This is a genomic window from Mycobacterium sp. IS-3022 (genome assembly GCF_001500065.1).
In the GTDB taxonomy this organism is placed as follows: Bacteria; Actinomycetota; Actinomycetes; order Mycobacteriales; family Mycobacteriaceae; genus Mycobacterium.
The window spans coordinates 1-24,754 of sequence record NZ_LQIN01000022.1 but is presented as its reverse complement, the minus strand read 5'-3'; the positions used below and the strand labels follow the sequence as shown (position 1 = coordinate 24,754).

The 24,754-nt window shown below is 68.1% G+C and carries 24 protein-coding genes and 1 pseudogene; 8 read left to right on the top strand and 17 right to left on the bottom strand.

Annotation, left to right across the window (positions count from 1 at the left end):
- Positions 1 to 26: 26 nt before the first annotated feature.
- Positions 27 to 719, bottom strand: coding sequence for a demethylmenaquinone methyltransferase (locus AU188_RS14215; RefSeq protein ID WP_059101183.1), 693 nt, complete (start codon positions 717 to 719; stop codon positions 27 to 29).
- Between the two features lie 103 nt (positions 720 to 822).
- On the bottom strand, positions 823 to 1,950 hold the full coding sequence (locus tag AU188_RS14210) for a glycosyltransferase family 4 protein (protein ID WP_059164345.1): 1,128 nt from the start codon (positions 1,948 to 1,950) through the stop codon (positions 823 to 825).
- Between the two features lie 134 nt (positions 1,951 to 2,084).
- Here AU188_RS14210 and AU188_RS14205 point away from each other — a divergent pair, with 134 nt between their 5' ends.
- Entirely contained in the window at positions 2,085 to 2,756 is a 672-nt protein-coding gene (locus tag AU188_RS14205; RefSeq protein WP_059164344.1) for a DsbA family protein, read from the top strand.
- A gap of 98 nt (positions 2,757 to 2,854) precedes the next feature.
- Here AU188_RS14205 and AU188_RS14200 read toward each other — a convergent pair whose 3' ends face one another.
- From AU188_RS14200 to AU188_RS14190, 3 genes are all read right to left on the bottom strand, one after another.
- On the bottom strand, positions 2,855 to 3,361 hold the full coding sequence (locus AU188_RS14200; RefSeq protein WP_156426693.1) for a DUF3592 domain-containing protein: 507 nt from the start codon (positions 3,359 to 3,361) through the stop codon (positions 2,855 to 2,857).
- Between the two features lie 122 nt (positions 3,362 to 3,483).
- On the bottom strand, positions 3,484 to 5,142 hold the full coding sequence (gene menD, locus AU188_RS14195; RefSeq protein WP_059164361.1) for a 2-succinyl-5-enolpyruvyl-6-hydroxy-3-cyclohexene-1-carboxylic-acid synthase: 1,659 nt from the start codon (positions 5,140 to 5,142) through the stop codon (positions 3,484 to 3,486).
- Positions 5,143 to 5,144: 2 nt separating this feature from the next.
- Positions 5,145 to 5,927 (bottom strand): alpha/beta fold hydrolase, encoded by a 783-nt coding sequence (locus AU188_RS14190; protein WP_059164343.1) that lies wholly within the window; start codon positions 5,925 to 5,927, stop codon positions 5,145 to 5,147.
- Positions 5,928 to 6,078: 151 nt separating this feature from the next.
- On the opposite strand from AU188_RS14190, the gene AU188_RS14185 reads away from it, so the two are divergent.
- Together AU188_RS14185 and AU188_RS14180 are read left to right on the top strand one after the other, a co-directional pair.
- A complete protein-coding gene (locus AU188_RS14185; protein ID WP_059164342.1) occupies positions 6,079 to 7,257 on the top strand; it encodes an FAD-binding domain in 1,179 nt (392 codons plus the stop codon).
- Positions 7,254 to 7,766, top strand: a complete 513-nt coding sequence (locus tag AU188_RS14180; RefSeq protein ID WP_059164341.1) for a MarR family winged helix-turn-helix transcriptional regulator — start codon at positions 7,254 to 7,256, stop codon at positions 7,764 to 7,766. The genes AU188_RS14185 and AU188_RS14180 overlap by 4 nt, the downstream gene beginning before the upstream one ends.
- Here AU188_RS14180 and AU188_RS14175 read toward each other — a convergent pair.
- The 3 genes from AU188_RS14175 to AU188_RS14165 are packed head-to-tail and all read right to left on the bottom strand — an operon-like array spanning position 7,750 to position 9,997.
- On the bottom strand, positions 7,750 to 8,250 hold the full coding sequence (locus AU188_RS14175) for a nitroreductase family deazaflavin-dependent oxidoreductase (protein WP_059164340.1): 501 nt from the start codon (positions 8,248 to 8,250) through the stop codon (positions 7,750 to 7,752). The genes AU188_RS14180 and AU188_RS14175 overlap by 17 nt on opposite strands.
- A gap of 52 nt (positions 8,251 to 8,302) precedes the next feature.
- Positions 8,303 to 9,037 (bottom strand): DJ-1/PfpI family protein, encoded by a 735-nt coding sequence (locus tag AU188_RS14170; protein ID WP_059164339.1) that lies wholly within the window; start codon positions 9,035 to 9,037, stop codon positions 8,303 to 8,305.
- A 9-nt stretch (positions 9,038 to 9,046) separates the two neighbouring features.
- Positions 9,047 to 9,997, bottom strand: a complete 951-nt coding sequence (locus tag AU188_RS14165) for a GlxA family transcriptional regulator (protein WP_059164360.1) — start codon at positions 9,995 to 9,997, stop codon at positions 9,047 to 9,049.
- Between the two features lie 171 nt (positions 9,998 to 10,168).
- On the opposite strand from AU188_RS14165, the gene AU188_RS14160 reads away from it, so the two are divergent.
- Genes AU188_RS14160 through AU188_RS14150 form a run of 3 tightly spaced genes read left to right on the top strand, consistent with a single transcriptional unit; the run spans position 10,169 to position 14,056 of the window.
- Positions 10,169 to 10,801, top strand: coding sequence for a TetR/AcrR family transcriptional regulator (locus AU188_RS14160; protein WP_059164338.1), 633 nt, complete (start codon positions 10,169 to 10,171; stop codon positions 10,799 to 10,801).
- 59 nt (positions 10,802 to 10,860) lie between these two features.
- Positions 10,861 to 11,991, top strand: coding sequence for an oxygenase MpaB family protein (locus AU188_RS14155; protein ID WP_082686637.1), 1,131 nt, complete (start codon positions 10,861 to 10,863; stop codon positions 11,989 to 11,991).
- 37 nt (positions 11,992 to 12,028) lie between these two features.
- Positions 12,029 to 14,056 (top strand): NADPH-dependent 2,4-dienoyl-CoA reductase, encoded by a 2,028-nt coding sequence (locus AU188_RS14150; protein WP_059164337.1) that lies wholly within the window; start codon positions 12,029 to 12,031, stop codon positions 14,054 to 14,056.
- Positions 14,057 to 14,061: 5 nt separating this feature from the next.
- Here the strand turns inward: AU188_RS14150 and AU188_RS14145 are convergent, their stop codons facing one another.
- Genes AU188_RS14145 through AU188_RS14135 form a run of 3 tightly spaced genes read right to left on the bottom strand, consistent with a single transcriptional unit; the run spans position 14,062 to position 16,618 of the window.
- A complete protein-coding gene (locus AU188_RS14145) occupies positions 14,062 to 14,649 on the bottom strand; it encodes a TetR/AcrR family transcriptional regulator (RefSeq protein WP_059164336.1) in 588 nt (195 codons plus the stop codon).
- A gap of 9 nt (positions 14,650 to 14,658) precedes the next feature.
- Positions 14,659 to 15,609, bottom strand: a complete 951-nt coding sequence (locus tag AU188_RS14140) for an oxygenase MpaB family protein (RefSeq protein WP_059164335.1) — start codon at positions 15,607 to 15,609, stop codon at positions 14,659 to 14,661.
- A 43-nt stretch (positions 15,610 to 15,652) separates the two neighbouring features.
- A complete protein-coding gene (locus tag AU188_RS14135; RefSeq protein ID WP_059164334.1) occupies positions 15,653 to 16,618 on the bottom strand; it encodes an o-succinylbenzoate synthase in 966 nt (321 codons plus the stop codon).
- A 79-nt stretch (positions 16,619 to 16,697) separates the two neighbouring features.
- On the opposite strand from AU188_RS14135, the gene AU188_RS14130 reads away from it, so the two are divergent.
- Positions 16,698 to 17,177, top strand: a complete 480-nt coding sequence (locus AU188_RS14130; RefSeq protein WP_059164358.1) for a TspO/MBR family protein — start codon at positions 16,698 to 16,700, stop codon at positions 17,175 to 17,177.
- A gap of 69 nt (positions 17,178 to 17,246) precedes the next feature.
- On the opposite strand, the gene AU188_RS14125 is transcribed toward AU188_RS14130, so the two are convergent.
- The 4 genes from AU188_RS14125 to AU188_RS14110 are packed head-to-tail and all read right to left on the bottom strand — an operon-like array spanning position 17,247 to position 23,304.
- Positions 17,247 to 18,812 (bottom strand): long-chain-fatty-acid--CoA ligase, encoded by a 1,566-nt coding sequence (locus tag AU188_RS14125; protein ID WP_059164333.1) that lies wholly within the window; start codon positions 18,810 to 18,812, stop codon positions 17,247 to 17,249.
- A 30-nt stretch (positions 18,813 to 18,842) separates the two neighbouring features.
- On the bottom strand, positions 18,843 to 20,147 hold the full coding sequence (locus tag AU188_RS14120; protein WP_059164332.1) for a YhgE/Pip domain-containing protein: 1,305 nt from the start codon (positions 20,145 to 20,147) through the stop codon (positions 18,843 to 18,845).
- Positions 20,144 to 21,703, bottom strand: coding sequence for an MFS transporter (locus tag AU188_RS14115; RefSeq protein ID WP_286137471.1), 1,560 nt, complete (start codon positions 21,701 to 21,703; stop codon positions 20,144 to 20,146). Before AU188_RS14115 ends, AU188_RS14120 begins: the two co-directional genes overlap by 4 nt.
- Complete coding sequence (locus AU188_RS14110) at positions 21,700 to 23,304, bottom strand: amidohydrolase (RefSeq protein ID WP_059164331.1); 1,605 nt, start codon at positions 23,302 to 23,304, stop codon at positions 21,700 to 21,702. The genes AU188_RS14115 and AU188_RS14110 overlap by 4 nt, the downstream gene beginning before the upstream one ends.
- Positions 23,305 to 23,443: 139 nt before the next feature.
- Here AU188_RS14110 and AU188_RS14105 point away from each other — a divergent pair, with 139 nt between their 5' ends.
- Positions 23,444 to 23,908 (top strand): YciI family protein, encoded by a 465-nt coding sequence (locus AU188_RS14105; RefSeq protein WP_059164356.1) that lies wholly within the window; start codon positions 23,444 to 23,446, stop codon positions 23,906 to 23,908.
- 80 nt (positions 23,909 to 23,988) lie between these two features.
- On the opposite strand, the gene AU188_RS14100 is transcribed toward AU188_RS14105, so the two are convergent.
- Both AU188_RS14100 and AU188_RS25545 read right to left on the bottom strand, forming a co-directional pair.
- Complete coding sequence (locus AU188_RS14100) at positions 23,989 to 24,453, bottom strand: hypothetical protein (RefSeq protein ID WP_059164330.1); 465 nt, start codon at positions 24,451 to 24,453, stop codon at positions 23,989 to 23,991.
- A gap of 85 nt (positions 24,454 to 24,538) precedes the next feature.
- A pseudogene (locus AU188_RS25545) lies at positions 24,539 to 24,754 on the bottom strand (hypothetical protein); the annotation flags it as partial.

Here is a 24,754-nt window from a genome sequence, read left to right as displayed (position 1 = left end):
GCGGGACGAAGTTGTCGGTTGAGTCGTCAGTTCAGCGGCTTGGTGGCCGCGTGCAACGCGACGATGCCGCCGGTCAGGTTGCGCCAGCGCACCCCCGACCAGCCGGCACCGGAGATCTGACGCGCCAGCTGCGCCTGGTCGGGCCAGGCACGAATCGACTCGGCGAGGTAGACGTAGGCCTCCGGATTCGACGACACCGCCCGGGCGATCCGCGGCAGCGCCTGCATGAGGTACTCCTTGTACGCCGTCGCGAACACGCGGTTCGTCGGCGTGGAGAACTCGCACACCACCAGCCGGCCGCCGGGGCGGGTGACACGCGCCATCTCGCGAAGACCCGCGGTGTGGTCGACGACGTTGCGCAGCCCGAAACTGATCGTCACCGCGTCGAAAACGCCGTCCGCGAACGGCAGTCGCGTCGCGTCGCCTGCCACCTTCGGCACGTCGCGGGCGCTCCCTGCGGACAGCATGCCGACGGAGAAGTCCGCCGCCACGCACCACGCGCCCGAGGCGGCCAATTCGACCGTCGACACCGCGGTCCCCGCCGCGAGGTCGAGCACCTTGTCCCCCGGCCCGATACGCAGCGCCTCGCGCGTCGCCCGCCGCCAGAACCGATCCTGGCCCAGCGACATCACGGTATTGGTCAGGTCGTAGCGCCGGGCCACCGCGTCGAACATCGATGCCACATCGTGTGGGTCCTTCGCCAAGGTTGCGCGGCTCATGAGTTTCACCGTAGCCGTGCCCGTTCCCTCTCCGCGAGCGACCGCGTTTGCACGCCAATGTGCGGCGTGTCGGTGGACAGACACGGTCGCTCGCGGAAGGGGGTCAGGCGGCGAGGTGCCTGCGCCGGCCGATCACGTCCTCGTAGTGGCCGAGCAGTTCGTCGCAGATTGTCGGCCACGTCCGGTTGAGCACGCTGCGGCGCGCGGCCGGCGAATACCGTTGCCGCTCAGAGATCAGATGATCGACGGACTGCGACAGTCGCGCCTCGAACTCGTCGACCGCCAGCAGCAGGCCGGTGCGGTAGGGGGCGACGAGGTCGCGGGGGCCGCCGGCGTTCGGCGCGATCACCGGCAGGCCCGAAGCCATCGCCTCCTGCACGGCCTGACAGAACGTCTCGTGCTCGCCCGGATGCACGAACACGTCCATGCTGGCGTACGCCCTGGCCAGTTCCCGGCCGTACAACGCACCGGTGAAAACGGCTGTCGGCATGAGACTTTGGAGCTTGGTCGCGTCGACGCCGTCGCCGACGATCACCAGTTGCAGGTCGTCGCGCCTCGCCAGACCCGCCAGCCGCTCGACATGCTTCTCCGGAGCCAGCCTGCCGACGAAGCCGACGACCGGCTTGCCGGCGGGTGACCATTGCCGCCGTAGGCCGTCGTCGCGGGCCGAGGGCGCGAAGCCGGTGATGTCGACACCGCGAGCCCACTTGTGAACTCGCGGAACGCGGTGGGCCATCAGGTTTTCCATCGCGGCGGTCGACGGCGCCAGGGTGCGGTCGGCGCGGCTGTGCAGATGGCGGGTCCATGCCCATGCGGCGCGCGCGCTGAAGCCGACGCCATAACTCTCGGCGAAACCCGCGACGTCGGTCTGAAATACGGCGACGGTTGGGACACCGAGGTGACGCGCGGCGTGCAAACCGCCGTAGCCGAGCAACGCCGGCGACGCCAGATGTACCACATCGGGGTCGAATCCCCTTAGCACGCCGAGCATCCGGGGCCGCGGCACGCCGAGGGGCAATGACGTGATCTTGGGGAACATCCGCGACGGCACCCGATGTACGCGGACGCCGTCGTGCACCCGGTCGGCGGGCGGTTCTCCGCGGGGCGTGTCGGGAGCGATGACGAGTGCTTCGTGTCCGGTGCGGCGGAGATGCTCGATCACCCGCAGCACCGAGTTGGTGACGCCGTTGACATTCGGGAGGAAGGACTCTGCGACGATTGCAACGCGCACGCCCGAATACTCTCAGCGAAGCGTGTCGCGAAGGTTGCCGTCAGGAAGATGGCATGCGAAGAACTCGTGCGCTCAACGAGCGCTGCGTAGCGTTGCCGTCGAGTATCCTGCGCACCAGGGAAGGGGCGGTTGACATGCGGATATCCCGAATCGCGGCGGTTCTGGCGCTGTCCGCGTTACTCGCCGCGGTGGGTTGCACCAAACAGGTCGCCGGCACCGCGCAGCGCCATCCCGACCAGCCCCCGCTGACGGTCAGCGAAGACGGGTACGGCATCGTCGCCGGGTTCGCCGACGCCCCGGTGCGGATCGAGATCTTCACCGAGCCCCAATGCACCCATTGCGCTGACCTGCAAGCCGATTTCGGCGATCAGCTGGCCTACTACATCGGTGTCGGCCAGCTCGAGGTCACCTACCGGCCGCTGATCTTCCTCGACGAGGTGACCGACGGTCATTCGGCGCGGGTGAGCAATGCGCTGTTCCTCGCCACCGAAGGCGGCGCGACGGGCACGCAGTTCCAACGCTTCGTCGAAGAGCTGTGGGCCAACCAGGATCCCGGCGGGCGAGGCCCCAGCGACGACGAGATGGCCGACATGGCCCGGTCGGCGGGTATGCCCGACGAGGTCGTCCAGCGGGTCGCCGGTGGCGGCTCGGCGGTGAACATCGTCGAGATGGACGAGAGCAACTTCGGCTACCTGTTCGAGGTCGACCCGCTCGCGACCGGCACACCGACGGTCTACGACCCCGCGGCCGATGAAAAGATCGACATCTACGACAACGACTGGCTCGACAAGCTCATCCAGTCCTGAATTTCCCGGCCGGCTGGGCCCACACCGAAGGTAGGGGAACGGAAAGTGTCCTTTTCCGCGGCGGTTTTCGGGCACTTTGCGGCTGTTCGCGAAAAAGTTCAGGGGCTGCGCGCGGACATTCGGCGCTCGACGAGCGTCACGCCGGCCAGCGCGACGCCGGCGATCAACCAGCCGACCACCGCGATCGAACTCGCCGGGATGATCGCCAACGCGGCGTTGCGATGCTGCACACGAACGAGATCCGGGTTGTTGACGTCGTATTCGACGTAGATGTTCATCCCGGTCTCGAGTTCCGACGGGTACAGCACACCCAGCTCCGGGCGGTACGTCACACGGTCGGGAGTGACGAACTCGATCGTCGACCGGCGCGGTCCGGCGCTGAGCACGGTCGCCTCGGCCACCCCGAGATGGCGTTCGATCTGCCGGTCGTTTCGCCACGCCCCCAGCACCATCAGCACCGACTGCAACGTCACCAGACACCCGAGGATGACGATCCCGATGCGGACCCGACGGAACACCCGCTGCCGCCGCGTCTCGGTCGGGTCGGCCGTGAGCCGGGGAAGGAAGCGGCGCACCCACCGGATCGGTTTCGTCAAGCGGCCCATGTCTACCGTCCTGCTCACAGAAGCGGTCTGTTTCGCTCCGCTCACAGAAGCAGTCTCGTTCGCTCCGCTCGCAGAAGCAGTCTCGTTCGCTCCGCTCACAGAAGCAGTCTCGTTCGCTCCGCTCACAGGGCTGCCTTGATCGACGCGTGCAGCGCGCGCAGCGACGACCGATCGGCCTTCACCTCCAGCACCCGCATGCCGTCGTAGGGTTCGCCGAGCGCAGCGGCCAGGTCGTCGACCTCGAGCTGGCGGCTCTCGACGTGATACGCCCGGCACAGCGCGCCGACGTCGACGTCGTGCGGGGTGCCGAAGATCCGCGACGAGACGTCGGAGAACCTCGGATCGCCCTGCTCGAGCAGTTCGAAGATCCCGCCGCCGTTGTCGTTGGACACCACGATGGTCAGGTTGCGCGGCGTCGGCTCGGTCGGCCCGATCAACAGGCCCGAGCTGTCGTGCACGAACGTCAGATCCCCGAGCAGCGCGATCGTGCGCCTCGGCCCGCTGCCCTCACCCGCCCGCTCGTGCGCGAGGGCCGCCCCGATCGCCGTCGACACCGTGCCGTCGATACCCGCGACGCCGCGGTTCGAGCGCACCTTGACGCCGTGGGTGTCCAAGCCGACCAGCGCGGCGTCGCGCACCGGGTTCGACGCCCCCAACACCAGCTGATCGCCGGGCCGGACGGCGTCGGCCACCGCCGCGGCCACATGCAGGCCGGTCTTGAGCGGATGTGCCTTCAGTTGCGTACGGACCGCCGCCATTGCGTGCCGGTGCACTTCGGCGCAGCGGTCCAACCAGGCCGGGTCCGGCGCGCCCGCGGTGACGGCGCGGGTCCCGGTGGCTTGCGAGTTCCCCGACACGTCGGGCCACCGGGGACCGGTCGTGAGCGCGTATACCGGCACCGACGGATCGGCCAGCAGCGCCGACACCGGTCGGTGCAGCGTCGGGCGGCCGAGCATGATGACCTGCTTCGGACGCACCAGCCGCAGCGCGAAGGGGTGCAGCGGGTTGTCGGCGGGCGGCGCCGTGGGTTCGGCGACGGTCGGCAGCGCCGCCAGGTTCGGATGCTCACCCGCGCCGTGTCCGGCGATCACGACGGTGTCCGGGGTCAGGTCGATGTCGAGCGGCTGGTCGAACGTCACCGGCGGGGTGTACGTCCACGGCTTGCCGCCCGGCCGGCCCTCCGGCACATAGCCGCCCGACTCCCTGGCCTCGCTGGCGTCGGGCACAAGCGGTTCCCGCAGCGGGATGTCGAACTGCACCGGACCGGCGTTCGCCGTGCGAGAACCCTTGGCGGCCACCAGTATCCGGCACACCGCCGAGCGCCATTGGGCGTTCAGCTCGTCGAGGCGTTCAGGGGCTTCCTCTGCCAGCCCCAGGCTGATCGACGCCCGCACCTGCGTGCCGAAGTAACCCAGCTGCTCGAAGGTTTGGTTCGCGCCGGTGCCCAGCAACTCGTACGGCCGGTTGGCGCTGAGCACGACCAGCGGCACCCGCGCATAGTTCGCCTCGACCACCGCCGGCCCCAGGTTCGCGACCGCGGTGCCCGACGTCATCGCGATACAGACGGGCGCGCGTTCGGCGACCGCCAACCCGATGGCCAGGAAACCCGCGGTGCGCTCGTCGATTCGCACGTGCAGCCGGATCCGCCCGACGCGGTCGGCGTCCTGCAGCGCGAACGCGAGTGGCGCGTTGCGCGAACCGGGGCACAACACGACGTCGCGTACGCCGCCGCGAATCAGTTCGTCGACGACCACGCGGGCCTGCGCGGTCGAGGGGTTCACCACTACAGCCTATCGGCGAGGAAATCCAGCGCCGCTTTGTTGACCGCGTCGGGTCGTTCGAGAAAGCCGAGGTGGCCGGTGTCCGCAATCTCCAGGAAACGGCCGTTCGGAATGGCGTCGGCGACCTCGCGGCTCAGGTGCGGCGGCAGCACCAGGTCGTCGGAGAAGCCGATGACGAGCGTCGGCGCCGTAATACTTCGGTAAGACGGCAGATGATTGCCCTGGGGGCTGATGCCGAGCTGTGTGCGCCCGCCGGGCGTCGACTTGGCGGGCCACATGATGAACATGTCGATCCAGTCGCGGACCTTGGCGTCATCGTTGAGCGTGGCCGGCGAAAAGCTCTCCAGCAACCGGGTTTTCGCGTCGTACTTCGGCGGCAGCGTCAGACCGGACTCAACGAGTTCCCGCTCGGCGGTGCGGAAGAACTCGCGAGTGCGGTCCTCGCGGCCGCGGGTGGCCATCAGCACCGCGCGGTCGACGAGTTCGGGGCGCGCCACCATGAGCTCCTGGGCGATGAACGAGCCCATCGACACGGACACGATGCGCACCGGCGCCGCGTCGAGCTTCTCGATCAGCGCCGCCGTGTCGGCCACCATCGTCTCCGTGGTGAAGCCGTTGGCGTTCTCGGTGGCGCCCACCCCGCGGTTGTCGAAGGTGATGCAGCGATAGCCGGCGCGCAAGAACTCGGGCACCTGGTGCAAGTGCCACGTTCGGCCTGCGCCGCCGTGGCCGGCGATGAACAGGACTGGTGGACCGCTGCCGCGGTCGTCGTAGGCCAAATTCACCTCGACGACGGTACTGCACGGCTCAGCACCCGCGGCGGCCCATGGTGGCCATACTTGCTAACCGCACATTGTGCAATCCGCACGAACTTCCTAGGCTATAAGCCCGTCGCCGCAGCTTCGGCACGCGATGACGGTGCAAAGGAGGTTGTCGGTGAAAGTCGCGATCAGCGGCGCGGGGGTCGCCGGCCCGGCCTTCGCCCACTGGATGCTTCGCGCCGGGCACGAGGTGACCTTGATCGAGAAGGCGTCGAGCTTTCGCACCGGCGGCTATGTGATCGATTTCTGGGGCCTCGGCTATCGCATCGCGCAAAAGATGGGCCTCGAAGAGGACATCCTCGATGCCGGCTACCAGGTTGACGAACTTCGCGCAGTCCGCGCGGATGGACGCGTCGCGGCGAGCTTCGACGTCGATCCGATCCGGCGGGCGACCTTCGGCCGGTACACCAGCCTGCCCCGCGGCGACCTGGCAGCAGCGATCTACCGCAGCGTCGAGGACCACGTCGAGATGCTCTTCTCCGAGAGCATCTGCGACATCGACGATCGCACCACCGGTGTGATGGTGGAATTCGAGCGCGAAGGCGCGCGTGCGTTCGACATGGTCATCGGTGCGGACGGATTGCACTCCAATGTCCGGAACCTGGTGTTCGGGCCGGAGTCTGCCTATGTGCGCTATCTCGGCTGCCAAGTGGCCGCCTGCGTGCTCGACGGCTATCGGCCGCGCGATGAGCTCGTGTACGTGACCCACAACATGCCGGGCCGCCAGATCGGGAGATTCGCCCTCGATGGAGATCGCACATTGGTGCTGTTCATCTTCCGTTCGTCGGATCCCCAGATTGCGCCCGACGCGGAGTCGAGCAAGAAGCTGCTGCGAGCGGAGTTCGCCGGGGGCGGCTGGGAATGCTCTCAGATTCTCGACGCCCTCGACGGCGTCGACGACATATATTTCGACGTCGTCAGCCAAATCCGGATGGACCGGTGGTCGGCGGGGCGCGTCGCCCTCATCGGTGACGCCGCAGCGTGCGTGTCGCTGCTGGCCGGTGAAGGTACCGGCCTGGCGATGGTCGAGGCGTATGTGTTGGCCGGCGAGCTGGCGCGGAACCCGGAGAACATCGGCAGGGGGTTCGCCGAATATGAGGCACGGCTGCGTCGCTTCATCGGCCAGAAGCAAGCCGGAGCAACGAAATTCATCTCGTTCTTCGTCGCCCGAACCGGTCTCGGCGTGTGGCTGCGCAACATGGCGATGCGGGCGGTGAACGTTCGGCCCCTCGGAGATCTCGTCGTGCAGCGCGCAATTCGTGACGACATCGAGCTGCCCGAGTACGAGCTATGAGCACGGCCCCCGGAGCACCAACTGATCCGAGCCGGCAGCCCGACGACTTCCTGACCGAACTCGAGCGAGCGACCCGCGGACTGCTCGATCTGAATGTGTTGGCGCTCGACCACATAGAGAAACGCATCGGTCTCGCGCCGCTGCGCGCGCTGCAGGCGTTGGACCGGCTCGGTCCGAGTCGGGTCACCGAGTTGGGCGACGAACTCGGCATGCTGCCGTCCACCGCGAGCCGGCTCAGCGACCGACTCGCCGACGCTGGCTACATCACTCGTCGGGTCGCACCGACCAACCGGCGCGCGACGCTGTTGGAGTTGACCGACGGCGGCCGCGCCGTGCTCGACGAGCTCATCGCCCTTCGTGTGCAGGCGTTCGGCGAGGTGACCCGTTATGTCAGCGAGACCGATTGCGCCGCATTGATTCAAGGCGCACGCGCCTTCACTGCCGCGCACCTCAAACTTTCCGAACGGGCGCGGACGGAGGCCCCTGATCGCCTCAGGCGAGCTCGGTGAACGCGACGACCGGGATCCGTCGCGGGCCCGCCATCTTCTCGTAGTCGGCGTAGTTCGGGACGAACCGCTTGGCCAATTCGAACAGCCGGTCGCGTTCCGCGCCGGTGATCTCCTCACCGACGAAGGTGCCGGTGTAGCCGCGGGTCGACAGCGTCACGCGCGGATGCGCCTTGACGTTGTGAAACCAGGCGGGATGGCGGTCGCCGCCGTAGTTGGAGGCGATGACGATCACCCGGCCGCCGTCGGTGAAGTAGGTCAGCGGGGTGCTGCGCTTCTTGCCGGTCTTCGCGCCGGTGTGCGTGAGCAAGACCTCTGGCATCACCAGCGACATCGACACATGGCCGTTGGTCGCCTTGATGAGCGCCCGGTCGATGCGCCAGCCATAACGCCGCAGGAATCGACGTGCCGCGCCAGTGCCCATGAGCTTGGCGCCCGCGCGGAACAACGGCGACGGCTCGGTCGGCTCGACCTCGGGAATCCCCATGCCCGCGACGGTAGTGCAGCTGGGATATCGGCGCGCATCGCTGCGCGACTTGTCAGCGCACCGAAACCGCCTTGCCGGAGCGGTTGCGGATGCGCTTGATCGCGGCGTCCCACACCAGCTGCGACGCGGCTTTGAGCTGGGCGGGCTTGATCAGATCGCGGCTCATCAGGGCGGCCGCGGCGGCCTTCGTCGCCGCCGACGCCTTGGACATGTGTCCCGAGTCGAACGGTGGCTGCGGGTCGTACTCCATGGACAGCTGGATGGTCTTGGCCTTGGCCTCGCCGCCGATCTGGCCGGCCAGCCACAACCCGAGGTCCAGGCCGGCGGACACGCCCGCCGCGGTGACGATGTGGTCGCTCTCGTGGACGATGCGTTGATCGCCGACGGGCGTCGCGCCGAAGGTCTTCAGGAAGGGCAGCGCCGCCCAATGGGACGTGGCCCGTTTTCCCTCGAGCAGGCCGGCTGCCGCGAGGATCAACGCCCCGGAGCACACCGATGCGGTCCACGTCGCACTCTGGTGGGCTTGCCGTACCCACGCCAGCAACTTCTCGTCGCGGGCGTGCTCCATGGTGCTGAATCCGCCGGGGATCAGGATGATGTCGGGCGACGGCGTCTCGTCGAAGGTGTGCGTCGCACCGATCAGCAGCACACCGGAGTCGGCGGCGATGGGGCCGGGTTCGTGCCACAGGAACCGCACCTCGGTGTCGGGTAGAAAACGCAGCGACTCGTAGGGGCCGATGAAGTCCAGGGCGGTGAAGCCGGGATACAGGACGATGGCAATCTGCATGGTGTCTCCTCAGGCGAACGTTTTGCGGTACTGGTCGGGCGAGATGCCCAGTCGGCGAACGAAATTGCGGCGCAAGGTCTCCGCGCTGCCGAAGCCGCACCTGGCGGCGATGACGGTGACGGTGTCGTCGGTCTCCTCGAGTTGGCGGCGTGCGGCCTCCGTGCGAATCCGTTCGACGTAGGCGCCGGGGGCTTCGCCGACTTCGTCGGTGAAGACACGGGTGAAGTGGCGCGGGCTCATCGCGGCGCGACGGGCCAGTTCCGGAATGCTGTGCGTCGCAGCGGGTTTGCATTCGATGGCTTCCTGCACCGCCCGGATTGGCGCCCGCTTGGCGCGCGGCATCCACACGGGCGCCGCGAACTGGGTCTGCCCGCCCGGCCTGCGCAGGTACATCACCAGCCAGCGCGCGACCGTCTGGGCGGCCTCAGTCCCGTGATCGTCCTCGACGAGCGACAGGGTCAGGTCGATTCCCGCTGTGACGCCGGCGGCCGACCACACGCGGTCGCTGCTGCGGACGAAGATCGGCTCGGGATCGACCGATACATCGGGAAATTCGCGCGCCATTCGGTCGGTGAACGCCCAGTGCGTGGTCGCCACACACCCATCGAGCAGGCCGGCCTGCGCGGCGAGGAACGCACCCGTGCAGACGCTGACGACGCGACGCGCACCCTTCGCGACGGTCTGGATCCAATCGATGACATCGGGGTCGCGGCGGGCCTCGTCGACGCCGTAGCCACCCGGCAGAATCACGGTGTCGACCGGGCGGCCGGGATCGGGTAGCGGTTCCGCGGCGAACGTCAGACCCGTGCCGGTGCTCACCGATTCGCCGTTCTGGCTGACGACGCTGACGGTGTAGCCCTCGCGCCCCTGGCCCTGCAGGTACATGGAGGCGCCGGTGAACACCTCGAACGGGCCGACCAGGTCGAGGGCCTGGACGCCCGGATAGCCGAGGATCAGCACCGTTCGCACGGGTTCAGTGTCGACCAGCGAGGACGTGGCGTCCACGCCATGTATCCCACAGATTAGGACACGATCTTGAAGTGCCAGCTGAAAGCTACACCGATGAAGTAAATTCCTACACTGGCAGAGGAAAATGCTTCACAGGTGAATGATTGGTGGTAGGTTCGCCCCGTGGCGATAGTCAGTCGGCCTAAAAGGCGCAGCCGCGCGGCTCATCTCGGCCCGGAGCGACGTCGGCCGCAGGTGCTCGACGCCGCCTTGGCCATCACGGTCGAACAGGGAGTGAGCCAGGTGACCATCGGCTCGATCGCCGAGCGTCTCAACGTCACGCGCCCGGTGGTCTATGCCTGCTTTTCCGATCGCGTCCAGATCATCACCGCGCTGTTGGAGCGTGAGACGGCCACGTTGCGCGATGCGCTGGTCGAGTCGTTGCACTCCGCCCGCGGCGACAACCCGGAGGCGGCGTTCGTCGCCGGCTATCAGGCGCTGCTGCGGGTCGTGGTGGCTCGTCCGCAGTCTTGGCGATTCGTCTTCTTCGCCACCCCGGACCCGGCGGTGGCCAGCCGGTTCGTGCGCGTACGGGCGCAACTCGGCGAAGCCACCGCGGCATGGCTTCGCCCGGTGCTGACCAAATGGTGGTCGATGTCCGACGCCGAAGCCAAGCTGCCGATCCTGGTCGAGTTGCTGATGTCGTCGTGCGAGGCGGCCGTGCGGTCGCTGCTCGAGGGCGAAAACCGATGGACCGCCGACGATCTCGGCGCACTGTACGGACGGATGATGAGCCACGCCTTCAGCGTGGCCTGAGCGCCGAAACCATTCGGGCGGCTGGCCTGCCGCCACTCACATCATGAAGGGAAAAATGCATGGCGACAACGACTTCGGACAACCGCACGGGTCGCGCGCTCACGCGTGTGCTGACGGGGGCGCGAGCCGTCGCCACGAAGGACCGCTCGAGCGTTACCCCGCACGGTGACTATGGATTCTTCGGTCCCGACTCGGTGACCTGGAAGGTGTGGGGCTACCCGACGTCGTTGACGGTCGGCTTCCAACGCGCGGTCGTCATCGAGGAACTCGACCCGAATCTGATCGCGGCGGTGGACACCACCCACGACATCTACAAGCGGCCCCGTACCCGCTACGACCGCACCCTGCACTACTTCGCCCTGGTGGCGTTCGGCGGGTCCCGCGAAACCACCACGGCTTCCGACGTTCTGGTGAAGATCCACTCCAAGGCGATCGGCACCGAACCCTACGGCGGCGGCCGCTACGACGCCAACGACCCCGACTCCCAACTGTGGATCCACCTGACCGCATGGCATTCGATCCTCTACGCCTACGAGAAGTACGGGCCCGGTCCGCTGACAGCCGAAGAGGAGGCCCGGTACTGGCAGGACTGCGCCGTGGCGGCCCAGCTGCAGACCTGCTCGCCCGACGACGTGCCCAGCACCCGCAACGGCATCCGGGACTACTTCGACCGGATGCGGCCGCAGTTGGCGGCCAGTGACATCGCCGTGCAGGCGATGCGTCACCTCCTCGACGCCGAGGTGATGATGCCCGAGATGCCGCGGGCCGCCCGACCGGTTTCCTGGCTGGCCGCCAGGATTCTGCGGGCCGGCACCATCGCCACCATGCCTCGCTGGATGCGCCAAGCAAGCGGGTGCGACCAGCCCCGCATCGTCGACGTCGCCGTCCGGCCGATCCTGTGGACCGCGTTTCGGCTGATTTCCCTCAGCCCCCGCGCCGAGCTGGCGGTGCTCAAGATCCTCTCGCCGATGACCCATCCCGTCGTGGCTCCGATCAAACTCGGTGTGCCACCGGTCAATCCGGAGATCATGTCGCCAGCCGAGGCTCAGCGCCGCTACGGCTTCGAGCCACCCGCGCGCGCTCATCGGGAGCTCCGCGCCCGCCAGGCGGCGCGAGTCTTCGGCCAGGGCATCGAGCCCAGCGACGAGGGACTCATCGAGTCAGAACCGATCCTGGGGTCCATGAACTGAGCCGACACCGCCCTTTCGCTGACGCCGAAGGCAATCGATGACGAACCCGTATCCGCGACTGCTCTCACCGCTGGACCTCGGCTTCACGACGCTGCGCAATCGCGTGGTGATGGGGTCGATGCACACCGGTCTGGAAGATCGAGCACGTGACATCGACCGCCTCGCGGCCTACTTCGCCGAGCGGGCCCGTGGTGGCGTGGGTCTCATCATCACCGGCGGGTACGCACCGAACCGGACCGGGTGGTTGCTGCCGTTCGCCGCGGCGATGACGTCGTCGACCGACGCCAGACGGCACCGGCGCGTCACGTCGGCGGTACACGCCGAGGACGGCAAGATCCTGCTGCAGATCCTTCATGCCGGCCGCTACGCCTACCACCCGCTGTCGGTGTCGGCGTCCTCGATCAAGGCGCCGATCAACCCGTTCCGGCCCCGCGCCCTGCGCGACGTCGAGGGAACCATCGACGACTTCGTGCGCTGCGCGGTCCTGGCCCGCGACGCCGGCTACGACGGCGTCGAGATCATGGGCAGCGAAGGCTATCTGCTCAACCAGTTCCTGGCGCCGCGGACCAACCGGCGCACCGACGCGTGGGGCGGGACGCCCGAAAAGCGGCGCAGCATGCCGGTCGAGATCGTCCGCCGTATCCGCGAGGCGGTGGGCCGTGACTTCATCGTCTGCTACCGCATGTCGATGGCCGACTTCGTGCCGGACGGTCAGAGCTGGGACGAAATCGTCGCGCTGGCAACCGAAGTCGAGGCGGCGGGCGCGACGATCATCAACACCGGCATCGGATGGCACGAGGCGCGCGTGCCGACCATCGTCACGTCGGTACCCAACGCGGCGTTCGTCGACTACAGCAACGCGGTAGCCGCGCATGTGTCGATCCCGGTCGTGGCGTCGAACCGCATCAACATGCCGCAGTCGGCCGAGCAGATCCTCACCGAGGGCCGTGTCCAATTGATCTCGATGGCGCGTCCGCTGCTGAGCGACCCCGAGTGGGTACGCAAGGCCGCCTCGGATGCCGCCGACGAGATCAATACGTGCATCGCGTGCAATCAGGCCTGTCTGGACCATGCGTTCGCCCACCGAACCGTGTCGTGTCTGCTCAATCCGCGCGCGGGCCGCGAGACCACGTTGGTGTTGCATCCGGCGCGACGGCGTAGACGCGTGGCGGTCGTCGGCGCCGGACCCGCGGGACTGTCCGCGGCGGTCACCGCCGCCGGACGTGGACACGCCGTCACCCTTTTCGAGGCCGGCACTGCGATCGGGGGTCAATTCGACCTGGCGCGAAGGGTTCCCGGCAAGGAGGAGTTCGCCGAGACCATCCGCTACTACACGCGGATGCTCGACAGGCACGGTGTCGACGTGCGACTGGGTACCCGGGCAACGGCCGATGCACTGACCGACTTCGACGTCGCCGCGCTCGCCACCGGCGTGGCGCCACGGATGCCGAACATCACGGGCATCGACCACCCCAAGGTGCTGTCCTATCCGGAGGTCCTGCTCGGTGCGCCCGTCGGCACCCGCGTGGCGGTGATCGGGGCGGGAGGCATCGGGTTCGACGTGTGCGAATTCCTGGTCACCGACGAGTCGCCGACGCTCGACCTCAAGAAGTGGAGGGCCGAGTGGGGGCTGCTGGAGCCCGGACGGGGACCGCAGGAGGCACGCGGGGCGCTGACCGACCCGGCACCGCTGCCCCCCGCCCGCGAGGTGTACCTGTTGCAGCGGACGAACGGCCCGCAGGGCAGACGCCTGGGCCGGACGACCGGCTGGGTGCACCGCGCGTCACTGAAAGCCAAAGGCGTCCAGCAACTCTCCGCAGTCAACTACGAGCGCATCGACGACGAGGGACTGCATGTCAGCTTCGGCCCGCAGCACTCCGGCGCCCGAGTGCTCGACGTCGACAACGTCGTCGTGTGCGCCGGCCAAGAAGCGGTTCGCGACCTCGTCGACGCCCTCGAGGCTCTCGGGATCACCCCGCACGTCATCGGAGGTGCCGCGGTGGCCGCCGAACTGGACGCCAAGCGCGCCATCCGCGAGGGCACCGAGCTCGCCGCCCGTCTCTGAGCCGCTCACCACACCAGCGGCGCCAGGTGCTTTTGGGCGTAGGCGCGCACGGCGTCGTCGTCGGTGACGTCGAGTACCGGCGTGCGCACTTGCGCGAGCGAGCCCGCGAGCCGGATGTGCAGTTCGCTGACGGCCAGCAGGTCATCGTCGGGCATCCTCGCACCGGCGGCACGCAGCGCCTTGGCCATGGCCGCCGACGCGCTCTCGAGGAACTCCTCGGCCTCGTCGAACATCCCCGACATCGCGGTCAGGTCGCCGTCGAGCTGCAGGAACCGGCGCATGATCGGTTCGCCGGTGAGCAGCCGCAGGCCTTCGCAGAACGCCGCGACCGCGGCTTCCTTGGCACCCGAGTCGATGCCGACGGTCTGCAGCCGCGCCATCGCGAAATCGAATGTCTGCCTGCCGAGTTCGGTGATCAGCGCGTCGCGGCTGGGGAACCGGCGGTAGAGCGTGCTGCGGCTGACGCCGGCCTGCCGCGCGATGACGTCCATGCTGGCCCGGCCCACACCGACCAGCGCGACCTCTTCGGCGGCGGCCTTGAGGATCGCCGCCTCCTGCTCGGTGCGGCTGTCGTTGTTGCGGAGCCGTCGCATCGTTGCAGACTAAACCGGGCAGCCGGGCGGGGGCGCGAACGAATCGAGGGCGACCGAGCGGTGCAGCCGAACCAATTTCTCGTACTCCAACCGGTTGCGCGCCAACGGGATCAACAACAGCTTGTCGGGCAGCACCCGCCAGGCCAGCTGCAGCACCCGGGTGTAGAGCTCGAACTCTCGGTCGTGCCGCGCCGTCCATTGGAATCCGGTGAGCTCGCGGATGCCCGGATGAAGGATGCCGAACGAACACACCTTGACCACGCGGCCGGCGATCGGCCGCAGCAGCAGCCACGGCGGCGTCAAGGCAAGTCGCAGCGGTGGCGGCAGCAGCAAGGTCGGCAGCGGAAGCCGTGTCAGGTTGTCGGTGACGCGGCGCAGGAACGGGTTTGAGGCGAGCTCGGTTTCCACCATGGCGTCGTAGTACCGGACGGCGTCGGCGTACGTCGCGGGCAGCTTCGCGTTCTTGCCGGGCAGCTCCAACGACCGAAACGCGTCGAGCAGCTGCTGGTAGGCGGCGTCCTTCTCGGCGTCCGACAGCGTGATCCCGGTGCACGGGGTGAACGAGTTGAGCACCACGAACATGCCGCTCACCGCGATCCAATTCCACAGCTTCGGATCCAGCGCGCTGTAGCGCACGCCGGAGAAGGCACCACTACCGCGTCCGCGGACGTCGCGATGCAGCTGTTTGAGCCGGTCCGATTCGGCGACCCGGTCGGCGGGGTCGCCCCAGATCGCAAGAAAGGCCGAAAAGCCGCTGCGGACACCACGGTCAGCGAAGTTGGCTTCGAAGCGCCCTGTCTTGTCGACCGCCGCGGCGACCGGCACCAGGGCCACCTCGTCGTAGGCCGCCGCCCCGAAGAACCCGCCGAGCGTGCTGCCGGAGTGCTTACGGAATTCGGCCATCACCTTGGGGCGGACCTCGCCTCGATGGATCGGCGATGCTTCGACGGTTTCGGACATGGCGCCTCCACGGTGCGGTTGACACACAGAGTAGCGATTTGTGTCAACGTGTCAACGGATGGCAGGCGCGCACCCGGTCGATCCACCACTGCCGGCGCTCGGGCGGGGCGGCCAGCGCCTGCAGCCGGGCCGGATCGGGCACTACCGGTGCGACGGGCAGGTAGCCGCCGTCCGGAGTGACGGGCTCGGCGACGTCCTCGACCAGCAACCCGCCGGTCCCCAGTCCGCAGGCGTGTCGCAGGTCCGGCAGTGCGGCGGCGGCAAGCAACCCGCGGCCGATGCCGACCGCGGAGTCCAGCGCGCTGGACACCACGATCGGGATGTCGATCTGCGTCGCGATGTCGAGCAGCCTGCGCACTCCGCCGAGCGGGGCGACTTTGAGCACCGCGACATCGGCCGCCTTGGCCCGCACGACGTACAGCGGGTCGTCGGCCTTGCGGATGCTCTCGTCGGCGGCGATCGGCACGTCGACCCTCGTTCGCAATTCGGCGAGTTCGGCGACCGTCGCGCAGGGCTGTTCGAGATACTCCAGCGGGCCATCGGCGGTCAGCGCGGCGGCCGCTTCGACGGCCTCGGCGACCTCCCACCGGGCGTTGGCGTCGACCCGGACCGTGGGAACCAGCGCGCGCACGGCGTTGACCCGCGCGACGTCGTCGGCCAATGACTGGCCGGGCTCGGCGACCTTCACCTTCGCGGTGCGCGCCCCGGGGAATCGGGCCAGCACCTCGGGCACGTCAGCGGCGTCGACAGCCGGAACCGTCGCGTTGATCGGGATGCGGCTTCGGTGCGCTGCGGGCGCTGGTTCGTAGGCGGCTTCGAGGGCCGAGGCCAACCAGTGCGCGGCCTCGGGCGGCTCGTACTCGAGGAACGCGCCGAACTCGCCCCAGCCTGCCGGGCCGTCGATCAGCGCGACCTCGCGAACGGTGATGCCGCGGAAGCGAACTCGCATCGGAAGCGCCACGACGTGCAGGCGGTCGAGGATGTCGTCGAGATCTGGCACGCCCACCATAGTGCCGCGTCGAGGCCGATGTTTGAACCCGCGCGGTCCCGGGCATGCTTAAGCAACTTAAATGAATGCGAGGAGCGACGTGCGAATCCGTACCTTGATCCCGTCCGGTCTGGCCGTCACGGCGACGGCGGTCATCGGTGGGCTGGCGAGCCGGTCGGCGCAATCCGCGTGGTACGCGGCGCTGCGCAAGCCGCCGTATCAGCCACCGCGCCAAGCGTTTCCGATTGTCTGGCCGGTGCTGTACGCCGACATCGCGGTGGTGTCGGCCTCGACACTCGACGAGTTGGACCGCCGTGAGCAGTCCGAACAACGACGCCGCTACCTCGCGGCGCTGGCCGCGAACCTGGTGCTCAACGGGAGCTGGTCCTGGCTGTTCTTCAACCAGCACCGGTTGGCGACGTCCGCTGTCGCGGCCGGTGCGTTGACCTTGAGCAGCGCCGACCTCACGCGTCGAGCGATGGTTGTGCAAGGGGGCCGCGCAGCCCCGCTTGCGCTGTACCCGCTGTGGTGCGCATTCGCCACGGCGCTCTCGACGCACATCTGGTGGTTGAACCGTTAGGCGCCGATTGTGCAACTGGCGACGCTTTGAGCCGCTCCAGCGTCGGCGGATTCACAATCGGGCGTTGAATTACACCGTCGCGCGGTCGCGACCCTCCCAGTACGGCTTGCGCAGCTCTTTCTTGAGGACCTTGCCGGTCGGATTGCGCGGTAGCTCGTCGGTGATGTCGACGGTCTTCGGGCACTTGTAGGCCGCCAGCCGCTCGCGGCACCAGGCGATGATCTCCTCGGGCGTGGCCTCACCCTCGAGCGAGACAACGGCTTTGACCACTTCGCCCCACTTCTCGTCGGGCACGCCGATGACCGCGACGTCGGCCACCGCCGGATGCTCGGCGACAACGCGTTCGACCTCGATCGAGTAGATGTTCTCCCCGCCGGAGATGATCATGTCCTTGAGCCGGTCCTCGACGAAGATGTAGCCGTCCTCGTCGATCCGACCGATGTCGCCGGTGCGGAACCAGCCGTCGCTGGTGATCGCCTCCGCCGTCGCATCGGGCTTGTTGTGGTAGCCCTTCATCAGTTGCGGTGTGCGGAACCACAATTCACCCTGCTCACCCGTCGCCACGTCTTCCAGCGTTTCCGGGTCCACCACGCGCACCTCCGCGCCGGGTATCACCCGTCCCGCGCTGACCATCCGCTCCTCGATCCCCGAGCGGTGGTCCTCGGGCAGCAACTGGCTGATCACGCCGCACACCTCGGTCAGCCCGTACACCTGGATGAAATCGGTGTTGGGCCAAGCTTCCAACGCCGCCCGCAGCAGCGGCAGCGGCATCGGCGACGCGCCATAGACGTAGGTCTTCAACGACCCGAACAGCTTCACCGCGTCCTCGCCCGATTCGAGCACCTTCGCCAGCACCGCCGGCACCAGGAATGTGCGGTTCGCGCCCTTGAGAATCGCGCCCGCCAGCGACATGCCGTCGACCTCGCGGGTCATCACCGTCGGCACGCCGTCGTGAATCCCGAACTGCACATAGGAGGACCCGCCGACGTGGAACAGCGGCATCGACACCATGCTCTTGTCGCCCTCGTCGAAACCCCACCCGTTGTGGGCGTTGACGGTGTGCGCGATGAGGTTGGCGTGCGTCAGCTGCACACCCTTGGGACGTCCGGTCGTCCCCGACGAGTACATGACGATGACGACGTCGTCGGGCTGCACCTCATCGCCGCGACCGACCGGTTTCGCCGCGGAGAGCATCGCCTCGTACTCGTCACCGTCACCACCTTCGGGCGTGACCTCGACGACCTGCTCTACGTTCGCCAACTTGTCGCGGATCTTCTCGATCGACGGCTTGAATTCGGTCCCGACGATCAGCAGCTTGGCACCGGAGTCGTTGATCACGTAGTCGAGTTCGTCGGCGGCCAGCCGGAAGTTGATGATCGCGTTGGCGGCTCCCAGCGACGCGGCCGCCAGCGTCAGCTCGACACACGCCGGATGGTTCTTGTCCAGGAACGCCACCACGTCGCCGCGGCCGACGCCCCGCTCCTTCAGCGCGCCGGCGAGCCGGCGCACCCGGTCGTTCCATTCGGCCCATGTCCACGTGCGGTCGAGAAACGTCATCGCCTCGGCGTCGGGTTTGGTTTCGGCCCAGTGTGCGAGCCGTTCGTCGAGGAAGCGCGGCACAGGCAGCTCAGACATGTATCGAGCCTGCCATGACGAGGCCCGGGGTCAGTCGGGATTGGCCGAGATCGGCGCCTGCGCATCGGCGGGGACGTGTTCGCGGCGCAGGCCGCGGCGGTCGTAGAAACGGGTGACGACGGCGCCGACGACGAGGCCGATCGCCAGCCCGATCGTCGACATGACAAGGGCGTGGGTGAGACCGGCGTCCGCGCGCCCGTCGAAGTACAGCAGGGCACGGGCGCCGAGGAACACCTGGTGCATGGGCTCGAACCTCGCGAGCCAACCGAAGAACGAGGGTGCCGCCTCGAGAGGGATGGTCGCGCCGTTCGACGGTAGGCCGAGCATCACGAAGATGAACAGGTTCACCAGCAGACCCATCGAGCCCAGCGCGGCGATCAGCGAGGTCGCGGTGATCCCTACCGCGGTGATCGTGAAGGCGCCGTACGCCCACAATGTCCACACGTTGGGCACCGGCATGCCCAGCGCGGCCCCGATCGCGATGTAGATCGCCGAGGTGAGCACGGCGAGGATGACCATGAACAACCACTTCACCAGCAGCGTCCGAAACCGGGAGATCTTGACCTGCTCCGCGAGCCGGTACACCGGGCCGAGCTCGGCGGGCACGAAGCCGAGCATCGAATCGACCAGCGAGCTGACGATGATGCTGCCGGTGAATCCGGCAAGTAGCAGCAGGAGCGCGTAGTAGAAGGCGGACAGCCCGTTGCCGGTGCCGTTCGGCAGCGGGTTCGCGTCGCTGACCTGAACGTCGATCGGGTTTGCCAGTAGCAGCGACGCCGCTGCGGGCAGCGGCCCGGCGGCCTCGCGCGTCACCCGTGCCGACAGCTGCTCGCCCACCCTGGTGTCGATGGCGCGGACGGCCTTGCCCAACGCCTCCCCCGCGATGCTCGCGCCGAGTGTGGAGGCGCGGGGGTTGAGCGAGATCGTGACGACCGGCCTGCTCAGCTGCCCGGGCCGCAGCGCGCCCTGTCCGAACTGCTCGAGCCTGGCCGAGAAGTCCTGCGGTATCTGGACCGCCCCGTAGATTTCCGCGGTGCCCAACTGCCGTTCGGCCTCGTCTGCCGTGAGCACGCGCACGTCGAACTGTTCGGAGTCGAGCCCGGAGGTGAGGCCGTCGACGATCTGCTTTCCGGCGGGTCCGGCATCGGCGTTGACGATCGCGACCGGGAAGTGCCGCAGATTCGTCGTCGGGTTGAGGATGCCGGCGAGGTACAGGGCGGCCAGCGCCGAGAACACCGTCAGCGCAACGATGATCGGCGAGAGCCAGAACCGCGGGGTTCGCAGCGTGGCGTATGGATTGGGCGCGACGTGGCGTGGGGTGCGAACGTGGGTCATCGGAGCTCCTCCTCGGTTGTGCGACTAGGTCGAAGCAGCACCAGGGCCAGGACGATGGCGGCGATCGGCACCGCGGACATCATGAGGCCGAGGGTGTGGATGGCGTCGAGCATGCTCGCGGTCGCGCCCTCGACGACTTGCCGAGCCCTTTGCGGGTCAACGATATTGGCACCGCCGGTCGACGCGACGGAGGTGCCGTGCGCGACGCGCAGCGCCTCGCGCGCCTCATCGACGGTGAGGCCGGATCCGGCGAGCCTGCGCATGGCGTCGTGCGCGAACAGCGTGGTGCCGATCAGCGCGAACAACGCTGGCCCCAACGAGTATCCGGCCTGCCCGACCGCTGATTTCACCGCCGACACCGAGCCTCCGAGGTCAGGCGGGGCCGCCGACATCATGATCGTCGACTGCGGGGTCTGCACCACCGCGCCACCGATCGCGTTCAGCGCCACCGCGAAGAAGAACACGATCAGCGATGTGTGCTCGTCGACGACGGTCAGCATCAGAAGGGCCGCCAGAAGCAGCAGCAGGCCGCTCACGAGAACCGCACGGTCGCCGAACTTTTCGGCGGCTCGCCCTGAACCGGTCGCCGCCAGTGCCTGTAGCACCGTCGCCGGCACCAAGAGCATGCCCAGCAACGCCGGCGACTCGCCGCGCACGGTGACCAGATAGAAGGCGAACAGGATCGTCGACCCGCCGGTCAAGAAGTTGAACGTCGTTCCCGCAATGACCGCGGCGTTGAACCGGCCGGAGCGGAATATCCGCAAGTCCAGCGCCGGGTCGGGGGTTCGGTTCTCACGCATCACGAACGCCGCGCCGGCGACGACACCCACCAGCATGGAAACGAGCGCATCGCTGTGCAGCCCGCCCTGCAATCGCGAAATGCCGTACACCAGTGCGAGCAACGAGGTGGCGACCAGGAGCAGGCCGGCGACATCGAGCCGGCGTTGCGCGCGGGGCGTTTCGGGCACGAAACGCAGATGAATGGCCAGTGCGACGAACGCCGCGACCGGCGCCACCAGAAATCCTGTGCGCCAACCGATATGCTCAGCCAGCAGGCTGCCCACCGCAGGCATCGGCGTCGTAAGCGCGAAGCCCGCGCCCAGGTACAACGCGATCGCGGCCGCGCGGCGCTCCGGCGGGAAGACCGCGTTGATGATGGCCAGCGACAAGCCCAGCAGGAAGGCGAACGCCACGCCGCTGCCGGCTCGGGCGGCGATCAGCACCGCGCTGTTGGGCGCCGCGGCGGCGAGCGCACCGAACACAATCGTGCCGAGCAATCCGAGCGTGAACATGCGACGCATGCCGTAGCGGTCGCCGAGAGCACCCGCACCCAGCACGGCGGCGGCCAATGTGAGGGTGGCCAGGCTGGCCACGAAGCTCGCCGTACTCGGCGACAGCTGCAGGCCCACCCGAACCTCGGAGATGTTGGCGGACAGGATCGTCGGGTCGGCGGCGGTGATGCTGTAGCCCAGGCCCATCGCCGAGACCGTCATGGTCGCCGCGAGCCCCGACACCACGGGCAGGTCGCCGTCGGTGCCGGCGGCCGACCGGGTCATTCGCCGTGGACCTGCTTGCCCGCCAGGAAGGTCGCCCGCACCTCGAGATCGGCGATCTGTTCCGGCGGCACCGCACGCGGATCGGCCGACAGCACCACCAGGTCGGCGTACTTGCCGACCTCCAGCGAGCCGATCACGTCGTCGGAAAACAGTTGATACGCAGCGTCGAGCGTCTGCGCGCGAATGGCCTGTTCGACGGAGATCCGCTGCTCGGGCCCGATCACCCGGCCGCTGGGCGCGATGCGGGTGGCCGCGACGCTGATGTTGCGCAACGGCTCTTCCGGGGTGACCGGCGGATCGTTGTGCAACGAGATGCGCATCCCGGTCGCAACCGCGGATCCGCAAGGCATCCAACGGGTTCCGTGCTCGGCGCCGAACAGGCCGTCGACGATGATGTCGCCCCAGTAGTGGATCTGGTCGACGAAGATGGAGCACGTCACGCCGAGGTCGTGGGCGCGCTGAAGCTGCTCGTCGCGGATCGCGCCGACGTGCTCGAGCCGCAGCCGGTGGTCCGCGCGCGGCCAGCGCCGCAGCGCGTCCTCGTACACGTCGAGGATGGTGTCGACCCCGGCGTCGCCCTGCACGTGGCAGGCCATCGGCCAGCCCTTCGGGAAGTAGGCGTGCACGATCTCGGTCAGCTGCTCGCGGGTGTAGTTGGCGTGCCCGCACGACCCCGGCGCGACGCCGATCGTGCGGACGGCGTCGGTGTCGAGATACGGGAACGACAGGTCGATGTTGCCGATCCACGGTGACCCGTCGACCCAGATCTTGATGCCGGTCTGCCGGAACAGGTCGTCGCCGTTGCCCGGCGACATGTCGGTTTCCATCTGTGCGTTGGAGATCTCGTAGACCCGAAGTCGCACGGTCAGGTCGCCGCGCAACTGCTCGATCACCGGCCGGAACACCGGGTCGAACGCCATCTCCGAACATGTCGTCAGCCCGGCCCGGTTGAGCCGGCGCAGTTCAGCGTGCAGCATCGCCGGATAGTCGCTGGGGTTGATGACGCCGGCCAGCAGGCCGAAGACGGCGCCGGTCTCCTCGGCGGTGCCGTCGAGATCGCCGTTGGCGTCGCGGCCGTAGCGCGCGCCCTTCGGGTCGGGGGTGTCGCGGGTGAGCCCGAGCTTGCGCGCAGCGGCGCTGTTGAAGAACGCCTTGTGCCCGGAGTTGTGCACGATCACCAGTGGCGTCTCGGGCGCCTGCTCGTCGAGCCAAGCCAGCGTCGGCTCCGGCAGGCCCGGCTGCAGCAACGGATCCCAGCCGTTGAGAAACGCACCGTCGCTCCCCCGGCTGGCGACCTCGCGCCGAATGGCGTCGACGACGGCCGCCGCGTCGCGCAGCGTGACCGGCCGGATGTCGACCATCCGCTCGGAGAGCACGATCGCCTCCATCAGCGGATGCCCGTGCGCCTCCACCAGACCCGGCATCACGCAGCCGTCTCCGATGTCGAGCGTGCGAGTGTCGGGACCGATCCACGTGTCGATATCGCCGCGGTCTCCGACCGCCACGATGCGGCCGTCGGTGACCGCGAGCGCCTCGGCGGTCGGCTGTCGGTCGTCGACGGTGAGCACGGTTCCGCGAATGACCAGGTCAGCGCTCGCCATTGGGTCATCCTCTCAGTGGGGGGAAAATTCTGCGGAAAAATTCTGGGCGCCGTGTCGATTGCGCAGGGGTCCCGTTCGACGTAGTTGTGAGGGCACGATGAACGAGCCCGTCACCCCACCGGAGAAGGAGACGAGAACGATGGCGCGTTACATGCTGATCATGCGGTCCACCCCCGAGGCCGAAGCCGCGATGGCCGAGATGGAGATCGACTTCGACCAGATCATCGAGGAGATGGGTCGCTTCAACGAGGAGCTCATCAAGGCCGGCGTGATGTTGGCCGGCGAGGGTCTGACGGGACCCGAGGAGGGGTTCGTCGTCGACTTCGACTCCGACCCGCCGGTCGTCACCGACGGGCCGTACACCGAGGCCAAGGAGCTGTTCAACGGGTTCTGGATCCTCGACGTGTCGTCGAAGGAAGAGGCCAAGCAGTGGGCGCAGAAGATTCCGCTGGGCAAGGGCGTCAAGGTCGAGGTGCGGCGAGTCTCGGAGACGAGCGAGTTCCCGCAGGACAACCCGTGGATCAAAAAGGAGATCCGATGGAAGGCCGAGCTCGCCGAGAAGATCGCGGCGCAGGCCCGCGCGGAGGCCGACCGGCTCAGCTGAGCGTTCGGGCCGAATAGGTGCGGACGTCAGGTGTTCCGACAGAGCGGCGCTGCCTTCGAGGCAGCGCTGCTTTGTCATGCCTACGCGACCTTCTCCAAGGTGAAGCCGCTTTGGTAGGTGGCCCCGGCCGGATCTCCACACTCCGCGGCGGCCTGGGTGTTCACGGCGGTGCCGCTCAACGTTGCCGCGTCGATCGAAAAGGCAACTGTGCCAGGAACAGTCACGTGGTCACCGGGCGGCTTGCACCGAACCGCCTGGGCGTACTGGACGGTCATGTCCCAGCGCCCGTTGTTCAGCATTGCGCGTCCGCCATACGGCGTGACCCTCGGGTCGGTGACAGGTGTGACGGCTACGTCGGCGCACCCCGGACCACACGGCGTGATCACCCATGTGTTGACCTTGCCGGTATCGGATCGATAGTTGTAGGTACCGCTCAGTCCGGCCGCTGAACCCTGCGGAGGCCCGCCGGCCCAGGCAGCGCCGGCTGATCCGATCGCCACGGCCGCGACGATGAACACTGCAGACAGCTCGCGCGTGATGGTCATGCCGTTCCTCTCCTTGACGAAAAGCTCAGGCAGCCTTCTCCAGTGAGTTCCAGATGACGCTGCCACGGGGCGCGTTGGGGTCGAATCAGACGTGTCCGGGCATCCCTCCCATGCCGCCGACGTGGCCCATGCCGCCCATACCGCCGATGTGGCCCATGCCGCCCATACCGCCGATACCACCCATGCCCCCGATACCACCGATATGGCCCATCCCGCCCATCCCGCCGTCGATTCCGCCGAGTCCGCCCATACCGGTCGGTGCCATGGCGGGCGGCGCGATGCGCGTCGGGATGGGCGGGGT